This window comes from Microbacterium sp. sgz311019 (genome assembly GCF_056135325.1).
The window spans coordinates 85217-105377 of sequence record NZ_JBWAXO010000010.1 but is presented as its reverse complement, the minus strand read 5'-3'; the positions used below and the strand labels follow the sequence as shown (position 1 = coordinate 105377).

The 20161-nt window shown below is 70.6% G+C and carries 15 protein-coding genes; 2 read left to right on the top strand and 13 right to left on the bottom strand.

Translation table 11 applies throughout. From position 1 onward, the window contains the following. Positions 1-10: 10 nt before the first annotated feature. From AC0NZN_RS15800 to AC0NZN_RS15750, 11 genes are all read right to left on the bottom strand, one after another. Positions 11-889 (bottom strand): ABC transporter permease, encoded by an 879-nt coding sequence (locus AC0NZN_RS15800; protein WP_474593275.1) that lies wholly within the window; start codon positions 887-889, stop codon positions 11-13. Next, positions 886-1806: an ABC transporter ATP-binding protein gene (locus tag AC0NZN_RS15795; protein WP_474593274.1), complete on the bottom strand. Its 921-nt coding sequence runs from the start codon at positions 1804-1806 to the stop codon at positions 886-888. Before AC0NZN_RS15795 ends, AC0NZN_RS15800 begins: the two co-directional genes overlap by 4 nt. A gap of 75 nt (positions 1807-1881) precedes the next feature. Further along, a complete protein-coding gene (locus AC0NZN_RS15790) occupies positions 1882-2550 on the bottom strand; it encodes a regulatory protein RecX (protein ID WP_474593273.1) in 669 nt (222 codons plus the stop codon). Next, complete coding sequence (gene recA, locus AC0NZN_RS15785) at positions 2550-3602, bottom strand: recombinase RecA (RefSeq protein ID WP_474593272.1); 1053 nt, start codon at positions 3600-3602, stop codon at positions 2550-2552. The genes AC0NZN_RS15790 and recA overlap by 1 nt, the downstream gene beginning before the upstream one ends. 239 nt (positions 3603-3841) lie before the next feature. Further along, positions 3842-4063 (bottom strand): DUF3046 domain-containing protein, encoded by a 222-nt coding sequence (locus AC0NZN_RS15780; RefSeq protein ID WP_474593271.1) that lies wholly within the window; start codon positions 4061-4063, stop codon positions 3842-3844. Between the two features lie 43 nt (positions 4064-4106). Next, a complete protein-coding gene (locus AC0NZN_RS15775; RefSeq protein ID WP_320943736.1) occupies positions 4107-4415 on the bottom strand; it encodes a helix-turn-helix domain-containing protein in 309 nt (102 codons plus the stop codon). A 159-nt stretch (positions 4416-4574) separates the two neighbouring features. Beyond that, complete coding sequence (locus AC0NZN_RS15770; RefSeq protein WP_474593270.1) at positions 4575-5063, bottom strand: CinA family protein; 489 nt, start codon at positions 5061-5063, stop codon at positions 4575-4577. Further along, a complete protein-coding gene (gene pgsA, locus AC0NZN_RS15765) occupies positions 5060-5626 on the bottom strand; it encodes a CDP-diacylglycerol--glycerol-3-phosphate 3-phosphatidyltransferase (protein ID WP_474593269.1) in 567 nt (188 codons plus the stop codon). Before pgsA ends, AC0NZN_RS15770 begins: the two co-directional genes overlap by 4 nt. Positions 5627-5685: 59 nt before the next feature. Next, positions 5686-8454, bottom strand: a complete 2769-nt coding sequence (locus AC0NZN_RS15760) for an FtsK/SpoIIIE family DNA translocase (protein WP_474593268.1) — start codon at positions 8452-8454, stop codon at positions 5686-5688. A gap of 94 nt (positions 8455-8548) precedes the next feature. After that, positions 8549-9037: an N-acetyltransferase family protein gene (locus AC0NZN_RS15755; RefSeq protein ID WP_474593267.1), complete on the bottom strand. Its 489-nt coding sequence runs from the start codon at positions 9035-9037 to the stop codon at positions 8549-8551. A 62-nt stretch (positions 9038-9099) separates the two neighbouring features. Beyond that, a complete protein-coding gene (locus tag AC0NZN_RS15750; RefSeq protein WP_474593266.1) occupies positions 9100-11724 on the bottom strand; it encodes a helix-turn-helix transcriptional regulator in 2625 nt (874 codons plus the stop codon). Between the two features lie 202 nt (positions 11725-11926). On the opposite strand from AC0NZN_RS15750, the gene AC0NZN_RS15745 reads away from it, so the two are divergent. Both AC0NZN_RS15745 and AC0NZN_RS15740 read left to right on the top strand, forming a co-directional pair. Next, positions 11927-12673 (top strand): Pr6Pr family membrane protein, encoded by a 747-nt coding sequence (locus tag AC0NZN_RS15745; protein WP_474593265.1) that lies wholly within the window; start codon positions 11927-11929, stop codon positions 12671-12673. Positions 12674-12847: 174 nt separating this feature from the next. Further along, positions 12848-17371 carry an SCO7613 C-terminal domain-containing membrane protein gene (locus tag AC0NZN_RS15740; RefSeq protein WP_474593264.1) on the top strand — a complete coding sequence of 1508 codons (4524 nt, stop codon included), beginning with the start codon at positions 12848-12850 and terminating at the stop codon, positions 17369-17371. 67 nt (positions 17372-17438) lie between these two features. Here AC0NZN_RS15740 and AC0NZN_RS15735 read toward each other — a convergent pair whose 3' ends face one another. Together AC0NZN_RS15735 and dapA are read right to left on the bottom strand one after the other, a co-directional pair. Further along, entirely contained in the window at positions 17439-19115 is a 1677-nt protein-coding gene (locus AC0NZN_RS15735) for a ribonuclease J (RefSeq protein WP_474593263.1), read from the bottom strand. A gap of 55 nt (positions 19116-19170) precedes the next feature. Further along, positions 19171-20148: a 4-hydroxy-tetrahydrodipicolinate synthase gene (gene dapA, locus AC0NZN_RS15730; RefSeq protein ID WP_474593262.1), complete on the bottom strand. Its 978-nt coding sequence runs from the start codon at positions 20146-20148 to the stop codon at positions 19171-19173. Positions 20149-20161: the final 13 nt, after the last annotated feature.

The following is a 20161-nucleotide window of genomic DNA, read 5'->3' as shown; positions in this document are numbered from 1 at the left end:
GGACGACTCGTCAACTGATTCTGCGCCGTATCCGCATGGCGGACAGGCCCGTGCAGATCACGGTGATGCCCGCCAGCACGAGCACGATGAACCACGTGGGCACGCTCCAGTCGCCGACGCTGAGGTCCACTCCGTACAGTGCGCGCAAGGTGCCCTCCGCGCCGGGCGCGGAGGCGGTCACCGTGGCGAGCGCTCCATCGGTGAACTCGCGCCGCAGGAGCATGCCCGCTTGAGCGAAAGGCAGAGCCGCGAGCACGGAGCCCACCGTGTCCGGAAACGCCCCGAGCGGGATGTAGGCGGCCGCGATGAATCCCAGGACGGTACCGACGATCGTCGCCAGGCCGGAGAAGGCGCCGCTCGTGCGGACGAAGGAGACGATGAGCGCGGAGAGCGATGTGAAGGCCATGCACGCGAGCAGGACGATGGCGACGATCCGCAGAAGTGACGGGACCGTCAGCCACATGCCTCGCACGAGTCCCAGGTAGATGACGCTGATCCCGAGGACGAGAAGGGAGAGGATCGCGGCCACCACGACGGCGGCGAGCAGGTAGCCGAGGACGAGCTGCCCCCTCCGCACCGGTGCGACGAGGAAGTCTCGGAAGCGTCCGGACTGATCGTCGTCCACGAGCACCGCCAGCCCGCCGAGTCCGGTGGTGACCGTTGTGATGAGGACGATTCCCGCGAACATCCAGCTGTCCACGAATGTCTGCACCGCGCCGGTGTCCGCCCCGGGCAGCGAGCCGGCGAGGCTCGAGGTCTGGAGGTTGCCGAGGAACAGCGTGTACAGACCGAAGAGGATGATGGCGCCCAGGAGCGAGAAGAAGACGTTGAGCCGATCGCGGAAGAAGATCCGCAGGTTGCGTCCGACGATGGCGAGCACGACGCTCATGCGGCATCCATCCCCTCGACGGAGCGTCCGGTCAACGTGAGGAACACGTCATCCATCCGCCCGTGACGGAACTCGAAGTCCCGCACGCTGTCCCCGTGAGCCGACAGCAGCGTGCGCGCCTGCTCGGCTCCCGCGACACGGATGCTCACGACGTCGTCCGTCCGCGCCGGCGCGGCGCCTGCAGCCCGCGCGAGCGCGATGAGGGCGTCGGCATCGTCGCTGGTCACCGTGAGGACGCTCTGACTGTATGCCGCCCGCAATCGGGCGGGCGTGTCATCGGCGATGATCCGTCCGTCATCGATCACGCAGACCCGCACGGCCTCCTCCGTCTCTTCGAGGTAGTGCGTCGTGAGGAAGACGGTGAGGTCGCCGCCCGAGCTCAGTTCATGAAGCGTCCGCCACACGAGCGCTCGACTGGCGGGATCGAGTCCCGCCGTGGGCTCGTCGAGGAACAGCACGGCGGGTCGATGGAGGAGCGCCCGCGCGATGTCGACACGCCGACGCTGCCCGCCCGACAATCCCCCGTACCGGCGGTCCAGGAGCTCTTCGATGCCGATCAACCGCGACACCTGGGCGATCCTGCCGGCAAGGGAGGTGCGATCGACGTGGTGTAGACGCCCCCGCAGGCGCAGGTTCTCGCGCACCGTCAAGATCGGATCGAGCAGAGATTCCTGGAAGACGACGCCGATCGACCTGCGAACGTGTTCGCCCTCGCTGCGCACGTCGAACCCCTCAACGCGCACCTCGCCCGAATCGAACGGCAGGACCGTCGTGAGGCAGCCGATCGTCGTGGACTTGCCCGCTCCATTGGTGCCCACGAAGGCGAAGACGCCCCCATCATCGACCGAGAACGAGATGTCGTCCACGGCGAGTGTCTCGCGGTACCGCTTCGTCAGTCCTCTGACCTGGATCGCCATGACACCCCGGTCTCATGTCTCGATCGGCGCGCCCTCCCGTCTCGCCAAGGTCCACCGCGGCGAAGCGGGATCACGTCATCGGAAAACCACCCCACCACTGCCGCGCTGCTCCGTCAAGGCCGTTCGGGCCGCGGTCGATGCGATCGAACCCGAGTATCCCCGGCGGGCGATCTGACCCATCAGCCGGCGCAACGCCGTGTCGAAGTCGTAGTCGCGCAATCGGTGCGCCCTGCTGCGAGCGTATTCCAGGGCCCGCTCGGCGTCGTCGTCGGGAAGGGACGCCAGCGCAGCATCCGCGATCTCCTGCGGGATGCCGCGTTGGCTCAGCGTCATCGCGATCGCGCGCCGGCCCTGGCTCTTGCGATCGGTGCCGACATAGACGAGCTGATCCGCGAGCGCAGCGTCGTCGATCCATCCTCGGCTCGTGTAGAGGTCGATCAGGGCATCGATGATCGACCCGTCGCTCTCGCGCTGGGCGAGGAAAGCACGCGCTTCGCGCTCGGAGAGCCCACTGCGCCGGAGCCGTCGAGCGAGCGCATCCTCGACATCCTTCCGCTGCTCTGGCGCCTCCGACGCGTGATCATCGAGCTCAGGAAGCGGGGCTGAAGGGCGGCGACCGTCCTCCACCGTCTGCTCGGCCGTCGACTGTTCGAAAGGGACCGTCCAGGGAGGGGAAGGCTCGACACCGGGGAGATAGGTGACGGGCGCCAGTCGCTCGCGCCCGTCACCTTCGTGTGCGGACATCAGGCAGGCCGGCGTTTGGCCAGCTCGTCCGTCGTCTCCTCGACAGCCGCGCGCGGCACGCCGATCCCGAGCTTCTGCTTGATCTTGGTCTCGATGTCGTTCGCGACGTCCTCGTTCTTCAGCAGGAAGTTGCGCGCGTTCTCCTTGCCCTGGCCGAGCTGCTCGCCATCGTAGGTGTACCAGGCGCCGGACTTCTTGACGATGCCCTGATCCACGCCGTAATCGATGAGGCTGCCCTCGCGCGAGATGCCTGTGCCGTACAGGATGTCGAACTCCGCCTGCTTGAACGGCGGCGCCATCTTGTTCTTGACGACCTTCACCCGCGTGCGGTTGCCGACCGCGTCAGCGCCGTCCTTCAGCGTCTCGATGCGGCGGATGTCCAGGCGCACCGAGGCATAGAACTTGAGCGCCTTGCCGCCCGCGGTGGTCTCAGGCGAGCCGAAGAACACGCCGATCTTCTCGCGCAGCTGGTTGATGAAGATCGCGGTGGTCTTGGTCTGGTTCAGTCCACCGGTCAGCTTGCGCAGCGCCTGCGACATGAGACGCGCCTGCAGGCCGACGTGGGAGTCACCCATCTCGCCCTCGATCTCGGCCTTGGGAACCAGGGCCGCGACGGAGTCGATCACGACGAGGTCGATGGCCCCGGAGCGGATGAGCATGTCGGCGATCTCGAGCGCCTGCTCGCCCGTGTCCGGCTGGGACACGAGCAGCTGGTCGATGTCGACGCCGAGCTTCTTCGCGTACTCGGGGTCGAGGGCGTGCTCCGCGTCGATGAATGCGGCGATGCCCCCGGCGTTCTGCACGTTCGCGATCGCGTGCAGCGTGAGCGTCGTCTTACCCGACGACTCCGGCCCGTAGATCTCGATGATGCGGCCGCGAGGGAGTCCGCCGATGCCGAGGGCGACGTCGAGCGCGATCGAACCGGTCGGGATCACCTCGACAGGAGCGCGCTCGTCGCTGCCCAGTCGCATGACCGAGCCCTTTCCGAACTGGCGGTCGATCTGGGCGAGGGCCGACTCGAGGGCCTTCTCGCGGTCAGCGGGTGAGGGCATGACGTGCTCCTTCAGCTCGTGTTCCGTCGCCTGTAGGCTGTCGCGCTCCGCCCCTGGTGGGACGGATGCTGCGACAAGGCGTAGGTGTCATCCGACGCGCTTCACGCTACGAGGAGGCTCCGACATCCTGCCGCCGCTTCCCCGGTCACGTGGAAAACGCGTGCTCGACAACACCTGGGGATGACACTACGCCCACATCGAACACAGCTTCGACGACACGCCGGTCGAGGAGGGTGAAGTCAGAGCCGTGGATCGCGCGTGCCGACGCCATGGCGACGCGAGTCCGGCACGTCCGCTTCGATGCACAGCGCAAGCCACACGTCGCGGGGTGGCACACCGGCTGCCAGCGCATCCATCGCCGTCCGATAGCCCACGGAGGGCAGGACGAGGTCGCGCAGCAGAGGCCCTCCCCGCGCACCGAACTCATCCTCGACGGCGCGATCGAACTCGCTCTTGCGCATGCCTAGAGACGCCGCTCTCCGGTGGCCGTGACGTGCAGGACGATCAGCGCAGCGACAGCTCGGGCTCGACCGACGCGAGCAGCTCGTCGGGAACGGTATCGGGAAGCGTCTGGACGCCCTCGAGGACGGAGATGCGGTCGCCGACCTCGCGCATGATCGTCGAGATCGGGACGTCAAGGGCCTCTGCGACGGACGCGAGGATCTCGCTCGACGCCTCCTTCTGACCGCGCTCGACCTCGCTGAGGTAGCCGAGCGCCACGCTGGCACGACCCGCGACCTGGCGGAGAGTGCGCCCCTTCTGCTGACGGAGATCACGAAGGACTTCGCCGATCTCTTGTCGAACCAGGATCATCGCGGGCCCCCTTCTCCGTGAATTCTCCGCTGTCTGGGTGGATAACAGTACAACACCCGTCTCTGTCAATCTAATCCTCTGCGGCTGGGAATGTGCGGGAATCACCGCGATGTAACGGAGTGGGTCGGCGTCCGATTCCGCGCGGCCACCGTCGTTCGCTCACAGCGAAGCCGATGCCGCCTCCAGGGCCGCCCGGGCGGCGCCGCGGCGCACCGCATCCCGATCCCCCTCCAAGACGAACGAGCGCACCTCCGAGCGATCCGGCGTCACGATGCCGATGTGCACCGTCCCGACGGGCTGGCCGTCCGGCGACAGCGGGCCGGCGATGCCCGTCGTCGAGACGCCGACGTCGCTCGCCGTCTGCCGGCGCACACCCTCGGCCATCTGACGAGCGACCTCGGGGTGCACCGCGCCGTGCGCGGCGAGCAGCTCGGCATCCACGCCGAGCAGCGAGTGCTTGAGGTCCGTCGCGTACGAGACCACTCCGCCGCGGACATGCATGGACGCTCCCGGAACGGAGACGAGGGATGCGATGACCAAGCCGCCCGTCAGGGACTCCGCGACCCCGATCGACCAGCCGTGCCGTGCGAGCCGGGCGAGAACATCCTCCGCCAGCGCGGTGAGTGCACCGTCGCCGAGGTCGCTCACGACGCCTTCGCCCGTCGCCCCCGCACCTCGCTGACGATGTAGTCGATGCCGCTGGCGATCGTGAGGATCACGGCGATCCACATCGTGACGATGTTCACCCAGATGATCCAGTCCCCCACGATGCCCGCCAGCGGCAGCAGTGCCAACGACAGGGCGACGGCCTGCGCGAGCGTCTTCAGCTTGCCCATCCACGCCGCGGCCAGGACGTGGTCGCTGACCACCATGAAGCGGTAGATCGTGATGCCGATCTCGCGGATGAGCACGACGATCGTGACCCACCACGGCAGCTCTCCGAGGATCGACAGCCCGACGAACGCGCAGCCGGTGAGCGCCTTGTCGGCGATCGGGTCGAGGATCTTGCCGAGGTCCGTGACGATCTCGTACCGGCGCGCGATGTAGCCGTCGACGCCGTCGGTCGCGATCGCCACCATGAAGAGCACCGCGGCCCACCAGCGCAGCGGCCCGTCCGCGCCGCCGTCCGCAAGCAGCATCCAGAGGAACACCGGTGCGCACACGATGCGCACGATCGTGATCGCGTTGGGGAGCTGACGGGGAACGGCCACGCCTCAGTATCGCAGGACGCCCTCGGAGGCCGCCGCAGGACAGGCCCCGCCGGACGATGTCATTCGCGGCCGGTGAGACCCCAGGCATCCTCGTCGCCCTGGTCGTCGACGACCGGATACCCCTCGAACTGCTTCTCGACCGGATCCTCCGCGTACCGGTCGTCGGCGACAGGGGCCGTATCGGCCGGGGCCGGCGCATCGTCCCCGCGCAGCCTCGCGAGGACGCCTGGCAGCTGGTCGGGCGTGACGAGGACGTCGCGCGCCTTCGAGCCCTCCGACGGCCCCACGATCTCGCGCGACTCGAGCAGGTCCATGAGTCGTCCGGCCTTGGCGAAGCCGACCCGCAGCTTGCGCTGGAGCATCGAGGTGGACCCGAACTGGCTCGAGACGACGAGCTCGGCGGCGGCCAGCAGGAGGTCGAGGTCGTCCCCGATGTCGGCGTCGACCTCCTTCTTCTCCGCGGCCGCCTGGACATCCGACCGGTACTCCGGGCGCGCCTGGCCGGTGACGTGCGCGACGACCTTCTCGATCTCCTGCTCGCTCACCCACGCGCCCTGCACGCGGATCGCCTTCGAGGCGCCCATGGGGAGGAACAGGCCGTCGCCCTGGCCGATCAGCCGGTCGGCGCCCGGCTGATCGAGGATGACGCGCGAGTCCGTGACGCTCGTCACGGCGAAGGCGAGCCGCGACGGCACATTCGCCTTGATGAGGCCGGTCACGACGTCGACGGACGGTCGCTGCGTGGCGAGGACGAGATGGATGCCGCTGGCTCGCGCCAACTGAGTGATGCGGACGATCGAGTCCTCGACGTCGCGCGGCGCGACCATCATGAGGTCGGCCAGCTCGTCGACGACGACGAGGAGGTACGGATACGGCTTGAGGACGCGCTCGCTGCCCGCCGGCAGCTGGATCTCGTCGTTGACCACGGCCCGGTTGAAGTCGTCGATGTGCCGGAAGCCGAACGACGCCAGGTCGTCGTAGCGCATGTCCATCTCCTTCACGACCCACTGAAGCGCCTCCGCGGCCTTCTTCGGGTTCGTGATGATGGGCGTGATGAGGTGCGGCACGCCCATGTAGGACGTGAGCTCGACGCGCTTCGGGTCGATGAGGACCATCCGCACCTCGGTCGGCTTCGCCCGCATCAGGAGGCTCGTGATCATCGAGTTCACGAAGCTCGACTTGCCCGAGCCCGTCGAGCCCGCGACCAGAAGGTGGGGCATCTTCGCGAGGTTCGCGACGACGTAGCCGCCGCCGACGTCCTTGCCGACGCCGATCGTCATGGGGTGCGTCGAGGAGGTCGCCGTCTGCGAGCGCAGGACATCGCCGAGCGTGACGATCTCGCGATCGGCGTTCGGGATCTCGACGCCGATCGCGCTCTTGCCCGGAATGGGGGCGAGGATGCGCACCTCGTTGGATGCGACGGCGTATGCGATGTTGTTGGTCAGCGCGGTGATGCGCTCGACCTTGACGCCGTGGCCGAGCTCGATCTCGTACTGGGTGACGGTCGGGCCGCGCGAGAAGCCCGTGACGCGGGCGTCGACGCTGAACTGGTCGAAGACGCTCGTGAGCGCCCGCACGACGGCATCGTTGGCCTCCGAGCGCGCCTTGTGCGGCGTCCCCTCGGAGAGCGCGGCGACGGACGGCAGCCGGTAGGGCGCCGCGGGCGGCATCCGGGCGCCCGTCCCCCCGATGCCGCTGAGACCGGGGAGCTCGTCGTCGCCGGCACCCAGGGCGTCGTCGTGGATCGAGGTGTCGGCCTTGCCGCCCTTGGCGGCCTGGCGGACGCCGGCGAGGCCGGCGGCGTCGAGCACCTGCGTGAGGGCGTCGGCGGGCATCGGCGGAACCGGAGGCACCGCGGGGGCGAGAGGAGCGATCGCCTGCTCGAACCCTCCGTGATGCGCGTCCGCGCTCGGCGGGAGGAGCTCGGTGAGATCCTGCGAGCCGATGCCCCCGGCATCCGGATCCTTCTCCCGGCCGGTCTTGTTGCGCCGCCACCAGGGCATCGAGGGGTCGGCATCCTCGTCGTCCGAATCGGCCTCCGTGTTCTTCTCCGCATCCGCGGGCGCCTTTTCGACACGCTCGGCGTCGAACATCCAGGTGTAGAGGTCGCCGAGGCGCGCGCCGATGCGGTTCGGCGGCGTCTTCGTCAGGATCAGGACCGACAGGGCGCACAACAGCCCCAGCACGACCCCCGCGCCGATCTGGGTGAGGAACAGAGCGAGCGGCTCGCCGATCATCCACCCGAACAGACCGCCCGCCTTGCTGAGCGACGGCAGGCCCTCCTTGGGCGAGGGACGGCCGCCGTAGACGTGGCAGAACCCGGCGACGGTGAGCACGAACAGGACGAAGCCGATGCCGATGCGCCCGTTGTCGTGGACGGATGCAGGATGCCGGAACAGCCAGCCCGCGAGCAGGATCAGCAGCACCGGGAGGACGAAGGCGACGCGGCCCACGAGGCCGCCCGCGGTGTAGGCGCTGATCAGCTGCGCGGTCGGATTGCCGATGAAGAACCACTCGACGACGGCGCCGGCGATCGCCAGCAGCACGATGAGGAAGGGCAGGCCGTCGCGGCGCTGCTCCTTCTCGAGTGTCTCCGGCCCGAAGGCGCGGAAGAGCCCGCCGGTGGCGTGCGCGAGGCCCATCCACATGCGGGCGATGGCGGGCGGCTTCGCCGGCTCGCCGACATATCCCTTCGGGGCGGGAGCGGGCCTCTGCGCCGGACTCTTCGGCTTGGCGGCGCGCGACGACGTCGCAGCGGGCGTCGCCTTCGCGGAGGCGCGACCGCTCGCGGCGGAGCTGCGCCCACCCGTGCTGCTGCGGCTTGGCATTCCCCCACCGTACGGCGGCGGACGGACATTTCCCCGGAACCACGCGGACGGCGACGGATGCTCGGCCCGCCTGCCCGGACCCTCCGCGGGATGCTCAGCGCAGCCGGCGGACCATCGTCACGCGCTCCGGAGAGGAGTCGACTTCGCGGAAGCCGAGATCGCGATACAGCGTCGCCGCGTGATTGCCGCGCTCCACGCTGAGCGCGAGCCTGGCGTGACCGGCGCGCCCCGCATCCGCGATCAGTGCCGTCAGCAGCGCCCGCCCGACGCCGCGCGATCGCCACGGCGCACGGACGCCGATGACGAGCTCGGGGACCCCGGTCGCAACGAACCCGAAACCCGGCTCGCTGCGCGGCAGCACGCGATACCAGGCCGCACCGATTGCCGATCCCATGTCATCGGTCGCGATGACGCCGGCGTCGCTCGGGCGCGGCCAGCCCGCGATGTAGCGCCGCTGCATCCCGGCGAGCACCTGCGCCCGGGTGACCGAGGGCAGACCTCTCCAGTTCGCGGCCTCCACGAGCATGTCGGCGATGAATGCGCCGTCCCGGGGAGTCGCCTCCCGCACCGCGAAGCCCGACATGGCCCGAGCGTAGCGGGCGCAGGTTTCGCCGTCATTTCGGCTTCATCCGAGACGACGATCCCTCACGTGCGCGCCTCGGTGGTGGCATCCGAGATCCCCTCGTGCGCGCGCACCAGAACAGCGAGCTCCGACCTGGTGCTGATCTCGAGCTTCGCGAAGATGTGCCCGAGATGCGTCTTCACCGTGGCGAGCGACACGTACAGACGCTCCGCGATCTGCGGGTTCGTGAGGTGGGCGCCGATCAGCCGCGCGACCTGCAGCTCCGCCGGCGTCAGGCTCTCCCAGCCGTGCACGGCGGCCACGTGCGGAGCGCGGGTGCGAAGTGCGGAGCGGACGACGTCGTCGAACGCGGTCTCCTGTCCGTCTGCGCCCGGGTCGCGCGCCACCGGCTGCGCCGACGCCACCCCGAGGCGTGCGCGCTCGGCCGCCGCCGCGCTCCGGAGCCGCTGCGCGACGTCGGCCGCACCGCGCCGGCCACGATGGAACGCGACCTCGTCGAGCGCGTCGCACACGCCGATCGCGTTGCCCGCTTCGACGTGCCGGCCCAGGGCGTCCTGGGCGAAGCCCTCGGCCGCCGCGTCGTCGATGCCGCGAAGCCGCCGCGCCCGCGCGAGGAGGGCGTGCGCGTGGATCCAGGTGAGGTCGTGCTCCTTCGCGATGCCGGTGGCCTCCGCCAGAGCGGCTTCGTCGTCGAACAGGACGCCACGGAACACGAGGGGAACCGCCACCCACCGCCGCATGCGGCTGACGCGCGCGGCGGCCACCGCCCGCGTCAGCGCGTCCTCGGCTTCGTCGATCTCGAGCAGGGCGTCGTGCGCCAGGCCGAGCACGGTGAGACCCAGCATGCGGAAGAGCGGATCCTCATTGGATGCATCGGCGAGTTCGATCGCCTCGACCGCGAGCGCGGCCGCAACATCCGGCGCTCCGCGCAGCACGAGCTGCCAGGCATCCGCACTGGCCGCGAAGAGGGCCGCGGACCAGTGGCCGGCCTGTCGCGCATCGGCGTAGGTCTGGGAGCCGAGCCGGTGCGCGTCGTCGAGCCGGCCGGTCGCCACCGCGAGCAGCGCGGCAAGCGCCGACGTCAGCCGCGCCGTCCGCCCGTCCTCCCCCTCGCCGGCGAGCGTCATGGCCTCGTCGAGCAGGTGACGTGGCTCGTCGGGGTCGCTCTGGAACATGCGGGCGAGGCAGAACGCCCACGCGAGGTTCGTGTAGCCCCACGCGTCGGCGCCCTCGACGCTCAGCCGGCGCACGCGCGTGAAGTCGCCGCGGGCGGCCTCCGCACCGACCGCGAGCGCGGTGCCGGCGGCACGATAGCCGAGAGCACGACCGATGTACCACTTGTCGCCGGCGGCGACCGCCGTCTCCAGCAGCTCTTCCGCCCGCACCATGACCGAGTCGAAGTTCCCCGTCCACGTGTCGAGATGGCACAGGCCCTCGAGGAGCCGCGCTCGCACGAGCGGCTCGAGCGTGGGCGTATCCAGAGCCGTCTCCAGCCATACGCGGCACTCAGACCACTGACTCGATTCGAGCCAGAAGGTTCCCATCGCGCCCGCGATGCGCGCGAGGGAGTCGTCATCCCCCGATGCCTTGCTCCATGCCAGCGCGGCGGTGATGTTGTCCTGGTCGGCGAGCAGGCGCGTCATCCACGTCGCCTGTTCCGGGCCGTCCAAGAGGGGGGCGGCGTGTTCGACGAGGTCGCGGAAGTACCTCACGAATCCGGCACGCGCCTGGACGGCATCCCCGGACTCCTCGAGCCTGTCGAGCGCGTACGCCCGCGCCGTGTCGGAGAGCCGGTACCACCCGGAGGGCGCGTGCGGGTCGAAGGAGACCAGGGACCGCTCCACGAGCGCCGCGAGGTCCTCGCGCGTCGATTCCGTGGCAACCGCGGCCGCCGACGCGGCGTCGAAGCCAGAGACGAAGAGACTCAGCCGCTGCAGGATCTCCCGCTGCCGGTCCGAGAGGAGTTCGTAGCTCCAATCCAGGGATGCGCGCAGCGTGGCGTGGCGACTGTCACCGGTGCGCACCCCGTTTCCCAGCAGCTCGAACCGTCGCACGAGCCCGGCGGCGATCTCTCCCACGGTCATCGAGCGCGTGCGCGCGGCGGCGAGCTCGATCGCGAGCGGAAGTCCATCGAGACCGCGGCACAGATCGGCGACGGCCATCGCTTCGGTGTCGGCGAACGAACGCTCGGGGTCGGCCGCGGCCGCGCGCGCGGCGAACAGAGCCGTCGCATCCGCCTCGGTCATCGGCGGCACAGCCCACGTCACCTCCCCGGCGAGGCCGAGCGGCCGCTGGCTGGTGGCGAGGATGCGCAGGCCCGGCGCGCGATCGAGCAGGGCATCGGCGAAGGATGCGACGTCCTCGACGACGTGCTCGCAGCCGTCGAGGACGAGCAGCGTCTCTCCGCGCGGTAGCGCGCCGGCGACGGCATACGCGATGGGCGACCCGTCCTCGGGCTCGCCCACGCCGTAGAGCTCCGCCACGCGCACGCCGACGCGGGCGCCGCGATCGAGCGACCCGATGTCGGCGACGGCGCACTCCGCCGACACGATCCCGGAGGCTTCGAGGGCGAGCCTCGACTTGCCGATGCCGCCCGGCCCGATGAGCGTCAGGATCCGCGTCACGCCGAGCAGCTCCACGACGCGGCGCACCTCGGAGGCGCGGCCCACGAAAGAGGTTCGCGGCATCCGCATCGTCGAGTCGGCGCCGCTCCCCAGCGGGCGCCTTCGGGTCCCCACGAAGGGAATGATCCTCGCATACGCCGCCGGATATCAACCGCTGCGTATCAACCGGTCGGCTGACGTGCTCCCGGTGTCGAATCCGGACGATGAGATGACCAGAGGCCATCCGGCCCCGCGGATCGGGTGCACGACAGCAAAGGAGCAGGACATGAACTGGTCATCATGGAGGATCATGGCCGCGAGCGTCGCGGTCACCGGCGTCGCCGCAGGCCTCGTCGTCGACATCGCACGAGCGATTCGGCTCGGGCAGGATGCGGGCCTCGTCATCGCGAACTACTTCAGCTACTTCACGATCGTGAGCGCGATCTCGACGATCATCGTCCTCTTCGTCGCCGCTCGGCGGAACGGCCCGCTCGCGACGAAGGACGGCGTGGAATCGCGCAGCCTGGCAGTGGCTATGGCCACGACGAGCACGGCGATGATCATCCTCTCGATCGTCTACAACGCCCTGCTGCGGGGGCTGCCCACGCACTTCGCGACACCGGACCCGGAATGGGTCGCCTTCCTCGATCGGTGGGCGACCGAGACTCTCCACGTGGTGGTGGCGATCTACATCGTGGTGGACGTGCTGTTCGCGCCGCGGCGCCGCGTGCTGACCTGGCGCGCGCTCGTCGGGATCGTCGGCATCCCGCTGCTGTGGGCGGTCTACACGATGATGCGCGGCCCGGTGACGCCGGACCCGGACGGATCGGCGCCGTACTGGTACCCCTATCCCTTCCTGAACCCGAATGGGCCCACGGGATACCAGACGCCGATGCTGTACATCGGCGTGATCGCGGCAGCGTTCCTGGTGGTGGGAGGCGTGCTCGTCCTCCTGACGCACCGGCGGCGCGGCGCGGCGCGTCCGTCCCAGGCCGCGCGCGCACCGCAGTTGCGGCCCCGCCTGGGCGCGTGACACGTGACGGGGTGCCGGCGGCCTTCGGGCGGACCGGCACCTCGCCGCCTTCCGATCCGGCGGGAAGACCTGCGCGGCGCGTCGTCTTCCCCGATCATCCACAGATGCCGATCCAGCCCCCGTGGACCGGCCACCCCCCATTACTCTCTCGCATGGAGAAACGAGGTCCCTCTGATGTCCCCATCGAACGCCCACCGAGGCGGAACCGCGCAGTCGGTCGCCGGCCAATGGCCCCCCAGCGCGGCTGCGCTCGTCGATCGCCAGCGCTGCCCCTCCTGCTTCACGGGCATCATCGCCGCGGTGTGCCCGACCTGCGGGCTCGACCTTCGCATGCCGGAGCTCACCGAGGTGCTGAACTCAAGCCTCCGGATCGTCCGGCTCGTCGATGAGCGCACGGCTCTGATCGCCGAGGTCAGGGCGGAGCAGGCCCAGCGCGATGCGCACGCCCGCACCGCTGCGGTGCCGTCACGGCCCGCCCCTGCCGCGATGCAGACGACGGCGGAGCATGCCGACGCGGCCACCCGTGCACGACTCGAGGAGGCGCGTGCTCGCAGCGCCGCAGCGCTCGCGGCGACCGCCGCACCGCTCACACGCACGCCAGCGGGGGCGGCCGCTCCGGCCGCCCAGGCCACCCCCGCGGCCGCCGACGCCGCACCGCGCCCCACGCTCGCGCATCGCTTCAGCATGCAGTTCACGATCCTGGGTGCGGGCGTGCTCCTGACGTCCGTCGGCGCGATCGTGTTCCTCTTCTGGGCATACCTCGTCGTCGGGCTCGAGGTGCGCTCGCTCATCATCGCCGGGGCGAGCGTCGGCGTGCTCGCCCTGGCCTGGTTCTTGCGTCGGACGGGCCTCGTGCTCACGGCGGAGGGCGTGGGCGTCGTGGCCGTGGTCCTCTTGATGCTCGACGCCTGGATCATCCGGGCCAACGACGCCTTCGGCAGCGGAGCCGTCGATCCACTCGCCTACTACGGCAGCGCCGCACTCGTGCTCTGCGGACTCCTCGCCACTGCGCGGGCGCTCACCGGGCTCCGGGTCGCGGCGTATGCGGCCGCTGCACTCGCCCCGACGGGGATCGCCCTGTTCAGCGCCTCCCTCGTTCCCGACGAGGGGTCGACCCGGTGGTGGGTCGCGGGCACCTGCGCGCTGATTCTCGCGATCGTGGCCGCACGGCTGCTGCCCGCCTCCCACCCGCAGGCCGTGGTGGTCGGCCTCGGCGGGCTGATCGGATCGTCGGCGGTCATCTCTGCCCCCGATGCCCTGCCCGGCGTGCCCTGGCATTCGCTCATCACCCTCGGTGCCGCGTCGCTCCTCTGGGGGGCCCTCGCCTTCTCGCTGCGCAACGACCGGATCGAATCGCGGATGCGGGCCGCGGCCGCAGCCATCGCGAGTGTCGCGGCCTCGGCTGCGCCGATGGTCGCGGCCGGTCAGGAACTGTCCGCCTCCGAAGCCTGGTGGATCGGACCGGCCGGAGCGGCCGTCGTCACGTGCCTCGTCGCGGCCGTCTCGACTCGTGCGCTGTGGACCGCCCGGCTCACAAGCCCCGGCGACCTCGCCGGCGACGACGGGCAGGCCGGGTCGCCGGGTGGCAGATGTCTGGCGGCGCAGGCAGGCACCCTTGCCGCGGCGATCGTCACCGCGATCACGAGCGCGCCCGGTGTCGTGGCCGGATTCCTGCGCGTATCGAGCATCGCCGCCGGGCCGCAGTCGGGGTGGCACGGGTCCGCCGAGCCCCTCGATGTCGCGGCCCTCGGCGACGTCATCGGCGGTCCGTCGGCTGTCGTGGCGCCTCTGGCCGCTGCCGTCGCCCTCGCAGCGATCCTCGCCGGTTCCGGACGGCTGCGCACGGCATCGGCGGCGCCGATCGCCGCCGCGGGGTGGGCTGCGGTCGCCGCGGCGACCTATCCCGCTGCCGGCTTCGCCGCAGCGTCGTACGCCGCGATCGCGGGGGCGGCCATCGCCGTCGGCGCGTTCGCCGCGCGCCGGTCGCTCACGATCGTCCTCACGGTGATCGAGTCCGTGGCCGCCGCTCTCCTGCTCTGCCTCGCCTATACGCGCACGGAACTGTGGATGCCGTCGACCGTCGCCTTCCTCGGCCTCGCCATCGCTGGAGCCGCCGTCGCGCGGCGCGCATGGGGTGACGGTGCCGCGATGGTCCGAGCGCGCGCGTTCCACCTCGCCATCGCCGCGACCGTCTTCTGCGCCACCGCGGCCGCGGTGCCGGCGTGGGCGGCCGTCGCAGGAGTGCCTCTCGAGGCGCCGTGGACAGGCCTTTGGGCGTGGACGGCCGTCGGCTCCGCCGCGGTGCTGGCGGTCGTGATCGCCGTTCGCTCCCTGTCGGTCCCGGACACCTGGTCCGCGTCCGTCCCCGCCCTCGTGGCCGGCTTCGCCGCCCTGGCCGCAATCGTGGGCGCGCCCGCATCCCCCGTCTGGATCGCCACGCTCCCGCTCGCCGTCGTCGGCGGGATCGGCGTCATCCTCGACCGGCGCACAGCATTCCGCGCGTGCCTCGCGGCGATGACTCCGCCCGCAGCCGCCGTCACGGTGTGGAACGTCCTTCCGCTGCTCGCCATCGATCATGGCTACCGCTGGGTCGGTGTCGCCGCGGTCGCGCTCGTCTTCACCGGTGCGGGTCTGCTCATCCGGTTGCCGAAGGGCGGGCCCGCCGCGGCCGCATGGTTCGCATCGAACGCGGTCGTCGCGGCGGCAGCGGCCGCCGGCGCCCGGGGATCCGATCAGCTCTGGCTCGTCCTGCTCCTGGTGGCCCCGATCCCGTACCTGATGGCGACGGCAACCGGCGAGCCGACTGCGAGCCGATCGCGCTGGCGCCATCTCGCCTGGCTCACTCCCCCGCTCGTGCTCGCGGCCCTGTGGACCGCGCTCGCCCAGGCGGGCTACCAGGTCGTCGAGGTCTACACCCTTCCGGCTGCGGCGATGCTCCTCGGTATCGCGATGCTCCTCGCGTTGCGCCGTCCGTCCGTTTCGACGACGGGCGAGCGCGATTCACGCCCGGCAGCCGGCCGCATCGCCCTGGTCTGGGCGGGAGCGGCCACCGCCGTGCTGCCCACCGCGGCGGCGAGCAGCGAGCCCGCAGTACGCGGTGTCATCGCCGTGTGCGCGGGCGCGGCGCTGCTCGCAGTGTCGCCCTGGTGCGTTGCCCGGTGGCGCGAGATCCCTGTCCGCACCGTCGTGGTCGCCTCCGGGGGCGCAGTCGCGGCAGGAGCCGCCGTCGTGCGGGGGACGGCTCTCGCCTTGCGGGGGGACTGGTCGGCGGATGTGTGGGCCGCTGTCTCGCTCGCCGCGGGACTTGCCGCCGCCGTGCTCCTCGACCGGACGACCCGGACAGCACGGCCCGTCGTCGGCACCGTCGCGGCCGCCGCGCTGGTCCTCGGGGCCGCACCGTGCATGGCCCTCGCGCTCATCCAGCCTTCCCTGCCGCTGTGGCTGCTACTCGCACCTGTCTTCGCGTACGGACTGCTGCAGGTCGCTACGGCACCCCCCCGGGTGCGACCGCTTTCAGATACGGTCCCCCGCTGGACCTCGGTCGCCGTACTCGCGCTGCTCGGTGTCGCGACCATCGCCCGTGGGGATGTCGACCCGTTCGACGTCGTGACCGTCCTGGTGGGCGCATCCCTCCTCGCGTCGGGGATCGTCCGCGGCAGCCGTGGGCTCTCCTGGGCAGGCGCCGCCACCGCGATCGTGCCGTCGATCGCCGCGTCCGGTGACCCGGCTGCGCGACCGCTGGTCGTCATCGCGGTGTCAGCCACGCTGCTCGCGGCATCCCGCTGGATCCCCCGCGCGCTGAACGAGGTGCCGGTCCGCGCGGTCGCGATCGGGACTGCCGCGGCCGGCGCGATCGGGGCCGCGGGTGTGCGCGGCGTCGCCCTCGCCCTGGATCCGGAACGGACGCAGCCCGAACCGTGGGCAGGGACGCCCTGGGCGCCGGAGCTGTGGGGCCTCGTCGCACTCGCCGGCGGACTGGTGGCAGCCCTGCTCATGCAGCGGCTGACGTCGGCGCGCGGCATCCTCTCGGCGACGATCGCGGCAGCGGGCATCGCGACGGCCGCCGTGCCCGTGATCCTGATCGAGTTCCGTCCCGACCAGCCGGCGCTGTCGTATTACATCCCGCTGCTCGCCTTCGCGCTTCTGCAGACCGCCGTCGCCGTCCCGCGGAGCCGGCCGTGGTCGCATCCCGTCGTCACCGCAGCGTCGATCACCGCCATGGTCGCCGTGGGCGCCGTCTCGCTGCTGTTCGGCCGCGTGGATCCGTTCGATCTCGTCACCGCGACCGTCGGGATCGCGCTCATCCTGCGTGGAGCGGTGTGGATGCTGCGCACCCCGACCCTCGCCAGCTGGCCCGCACTGGGTCCCGGGCTTGCCGTGCTGCTCGTCCCGTCCCTGCTCGCCGACTACGCGGACCCCGTGCAATGGCGGCTCGGGGCGCTCGGGATCGCGGCGCTGGCGGTCATGCTCGTCGGCATCTTCCTGCGACTGCAGGCGCCGTTCGTGATGGGCGTCGCCGTGCTCGTCGTGCACGGATTGACGCAGCTGTGGCCGGTGATCGCCGCCAACTACGGCAGGGTGTGGTGGTGGCTGTGGATCGCGATCGCGGGCATCATCCTCATCGCGATCGCCGCCACATACGAACGGCAGCTGCGCTTCGCCAAGTCCATGATCCGCACGGTCGCCTCACTCCGGTGAGGCGGCCGAGCGGTCCGCCCGGCGCGCGGCGCTCGGCGCTCGGAGACGCGGGGTCCGCCGGCCCCGATCAGGCCTCGATGACGAGCGGCACGATCATGGGGCGGCGGCGCAGCCGCTGGTTCACCCAGCGCCCGATGGTGCGTCGCACGACCTGCGAGAGGGCGTGGCTGTCGCGCACGCCGTTGCCGGCCGCCTCGGCGAGGGCGAACGTGATCTTCGGGATGACGTCGTCGAAGACCGAGTCGTCCTCCGCGACGCCGCGGGCGTGCACCTCGGGCCCGGTGATGACGCGACCGGTGGCGGCATCCACCACCACGATCACCGAGATGAAGCCCTCCTCGCCGAGGATGCGACGGTCCTTCAGGTCCGCGTCCGTGATCTCCCCGACCGTCGACCCGTCGACGTACACGAAGCCGAGGTCGAGCTGGCCGACGACCTCTGCGACGCCGTCGCGGAGGTCGACCACCGTCCCGTTCGAGCCGACGATCGTGCGCTCCTGGGGGATGCCCGTGTCCTGTGCGAGCCGCGCGTTGGCGATGAGGTGCCGGTACTCGCCGTGGACGGGGAGCACGTTCTTCGGCTTCAGGATGTTGTAGCAGTACAGGAGCTCGCCCGCCGCGGCATGACCCGAGACGTGCACCTTGGCGTTGCCCTTGTGCACGACGGTCGCCCCGAGCTTCGTCAGGCCGTCGATGACGCGGTAGACCGCGTTCTCATTGCCGGGGATGAGACTCGAGGCCAGGATGACGGTGTCGCCGTGGCCGGGCTCGATCGCGTGGTCGAGGTTCGCCATCCGCGAGAGCACCGCCATCGGCTCGCCCTGGGAGCCGGTCGACATGTAGACGATCTGGTCGTCGGGCAGGTCCTTGGCCTTCTTGTAGTCGATCAGGAGACCCTCGGGCACCGTGAGGTAGCCGAGATCCTCGGCGATCGTCATGTTGCGCACCATGCTCCGGCCGAGGAACGCGAGGCGACGCCCATGGGCGGCCGCGGCATCCACCACCTGCTGCACGCGGTGCACGTGACTCGAGAAGCTCGCCACGATCACCCGCCGCGGAGCCCGGCCGATCACCTGGTCGAGCACCGGCCCGATGCTGCGCTCGAGGGGCGTGAAGCCCGGCACGTCGGCGTTCGTCGAGTCGGGCAGGAACAGGTCGACACCCGCCTCGCCCAGGCGCGCGAACGCGCGGAGGTCGGTCAAGCGGCCGTCGAGGGGCAGCTGGTCCATCTTGAAGTCGCCGGTGGCGAGCACGGTGCCGGCGGGCGTCGTGATCGCCACGGCGAGCGCGTCGGGGATCGAGTGGTTGACCGCGATGAACTCGAGGTCGAACGGGCCCACCGTCTCGCGGTCGCCCTCGCTCACTGTCAGCGAGAAGGGCCGGATGCGGTGCTCCTTGAGCTTCGCCTCGGTGAGCGCGAGGGTCAGTCCCGAGCCGATGATCGGGATGTCGCCCTTCAGGCGCAGCAGGTACGGCACGGCACCGATGTGGTCCTCGTGACCGTGCGTGAGCACGACGGCGAGGATGTCGTCCAGGCGCTCCTTGAGGGGCTCGAAGTCCGGGAGGATCAGGTCGACCCCCGGCTGGTGCTCCTCGGGGAACAGCACGCCGCAGTCGACGACGAGGAGCTTGCCCTCGTACTCGAAGACGGTCATGTTCCGGCCGACCTCGCCGAGCCCCCCGAGCGGCGTCACACGCAGCGTTCCGGGCATGAGGGCGGGCGGGTCGTACACGTTGTCGGGCATTCATGCCTCCTCGGGATGCCGCAGCATCCCCTTTAGCTGGTTTGCGCGAGCGCGATTACCGAGTGGTGCCGTGCACCTTCGGCAGGGCGCCACCGGCGGCCGCGTTGCGGTCGGGGCGGAAGTTGGAGAAGTCGGCGCCGGGCACGTCCGTGACGAGCGCGAGCTCGTCCTCGATCATCGCGGCCTCCCACTCCTCGGGACCGACGAGCGGCAGGCGCACGCGCGGGCTCGAGATGCGGCCGAGGCCGTGCAGGACGTACTTGGTCGAGACCGTGCCGGGCACGTGTGTCATGAGCGCGCGCACGAGGGGCTCGAGGCGCCGGTGCTCGGCTGTGGCGGCGGCGAGGTCGCCGCGGTTCACCGCATCCACGATCGTCCGATAGGGACGGGCGGCGACGTTCGCCGTCACGCCGATGAGGCCGGTCGCCCCGATCGCCAGGTGCGGGAGGACGTTGGCGTCGTCGCCCGAGAAGTACATGAGGTCGGTCTGGTTCAGTACGCGGCTGACCTCGCTGAAGTCGCCCTTGGCATCCTTGATGGCGAGGATGTTGGGGTGCTTGGCGAGACGGAGGATCGTCTCGTACTTGATCGGAACGCCCGTGCGACCCGGGATGTCGTACAGGATGACGGGCAGGTCGGTGGCGTCGGCGACCAGGCGGAAGTGCGTCAGGATGCCCGCCTGCGTCGGCTTGTTGTAGTAGGGCGTGACGATCATGATGCCGTCGGCGCCGAGCTTCTCGCTGGCCTTGTAGAGTTCGATGGCGTGCGCGGTCTCGTTGGATCCGCCGCCCGTGATGATCGTGGCGCGGCCGGCCGCGACATCCTTGCCCACCTCGACCAGGCGCAGCTTCTCGGGGTCGGTCAGCGTGCTCGTCTCACCGGTGGTGCCCGTGACGACGATGCCGTCGGCTCCCGCCGTGATGACGTCGTCGATGTGCTTCTCGACGGCGGGCCAGTCGACCTCGCCGTCGGCCGCCATCGGAGTGACGAGCGCGACGAGCACCTGTCCGAAAGGATTGCCCGTGTGCGTCATGCACTCAGGCTAT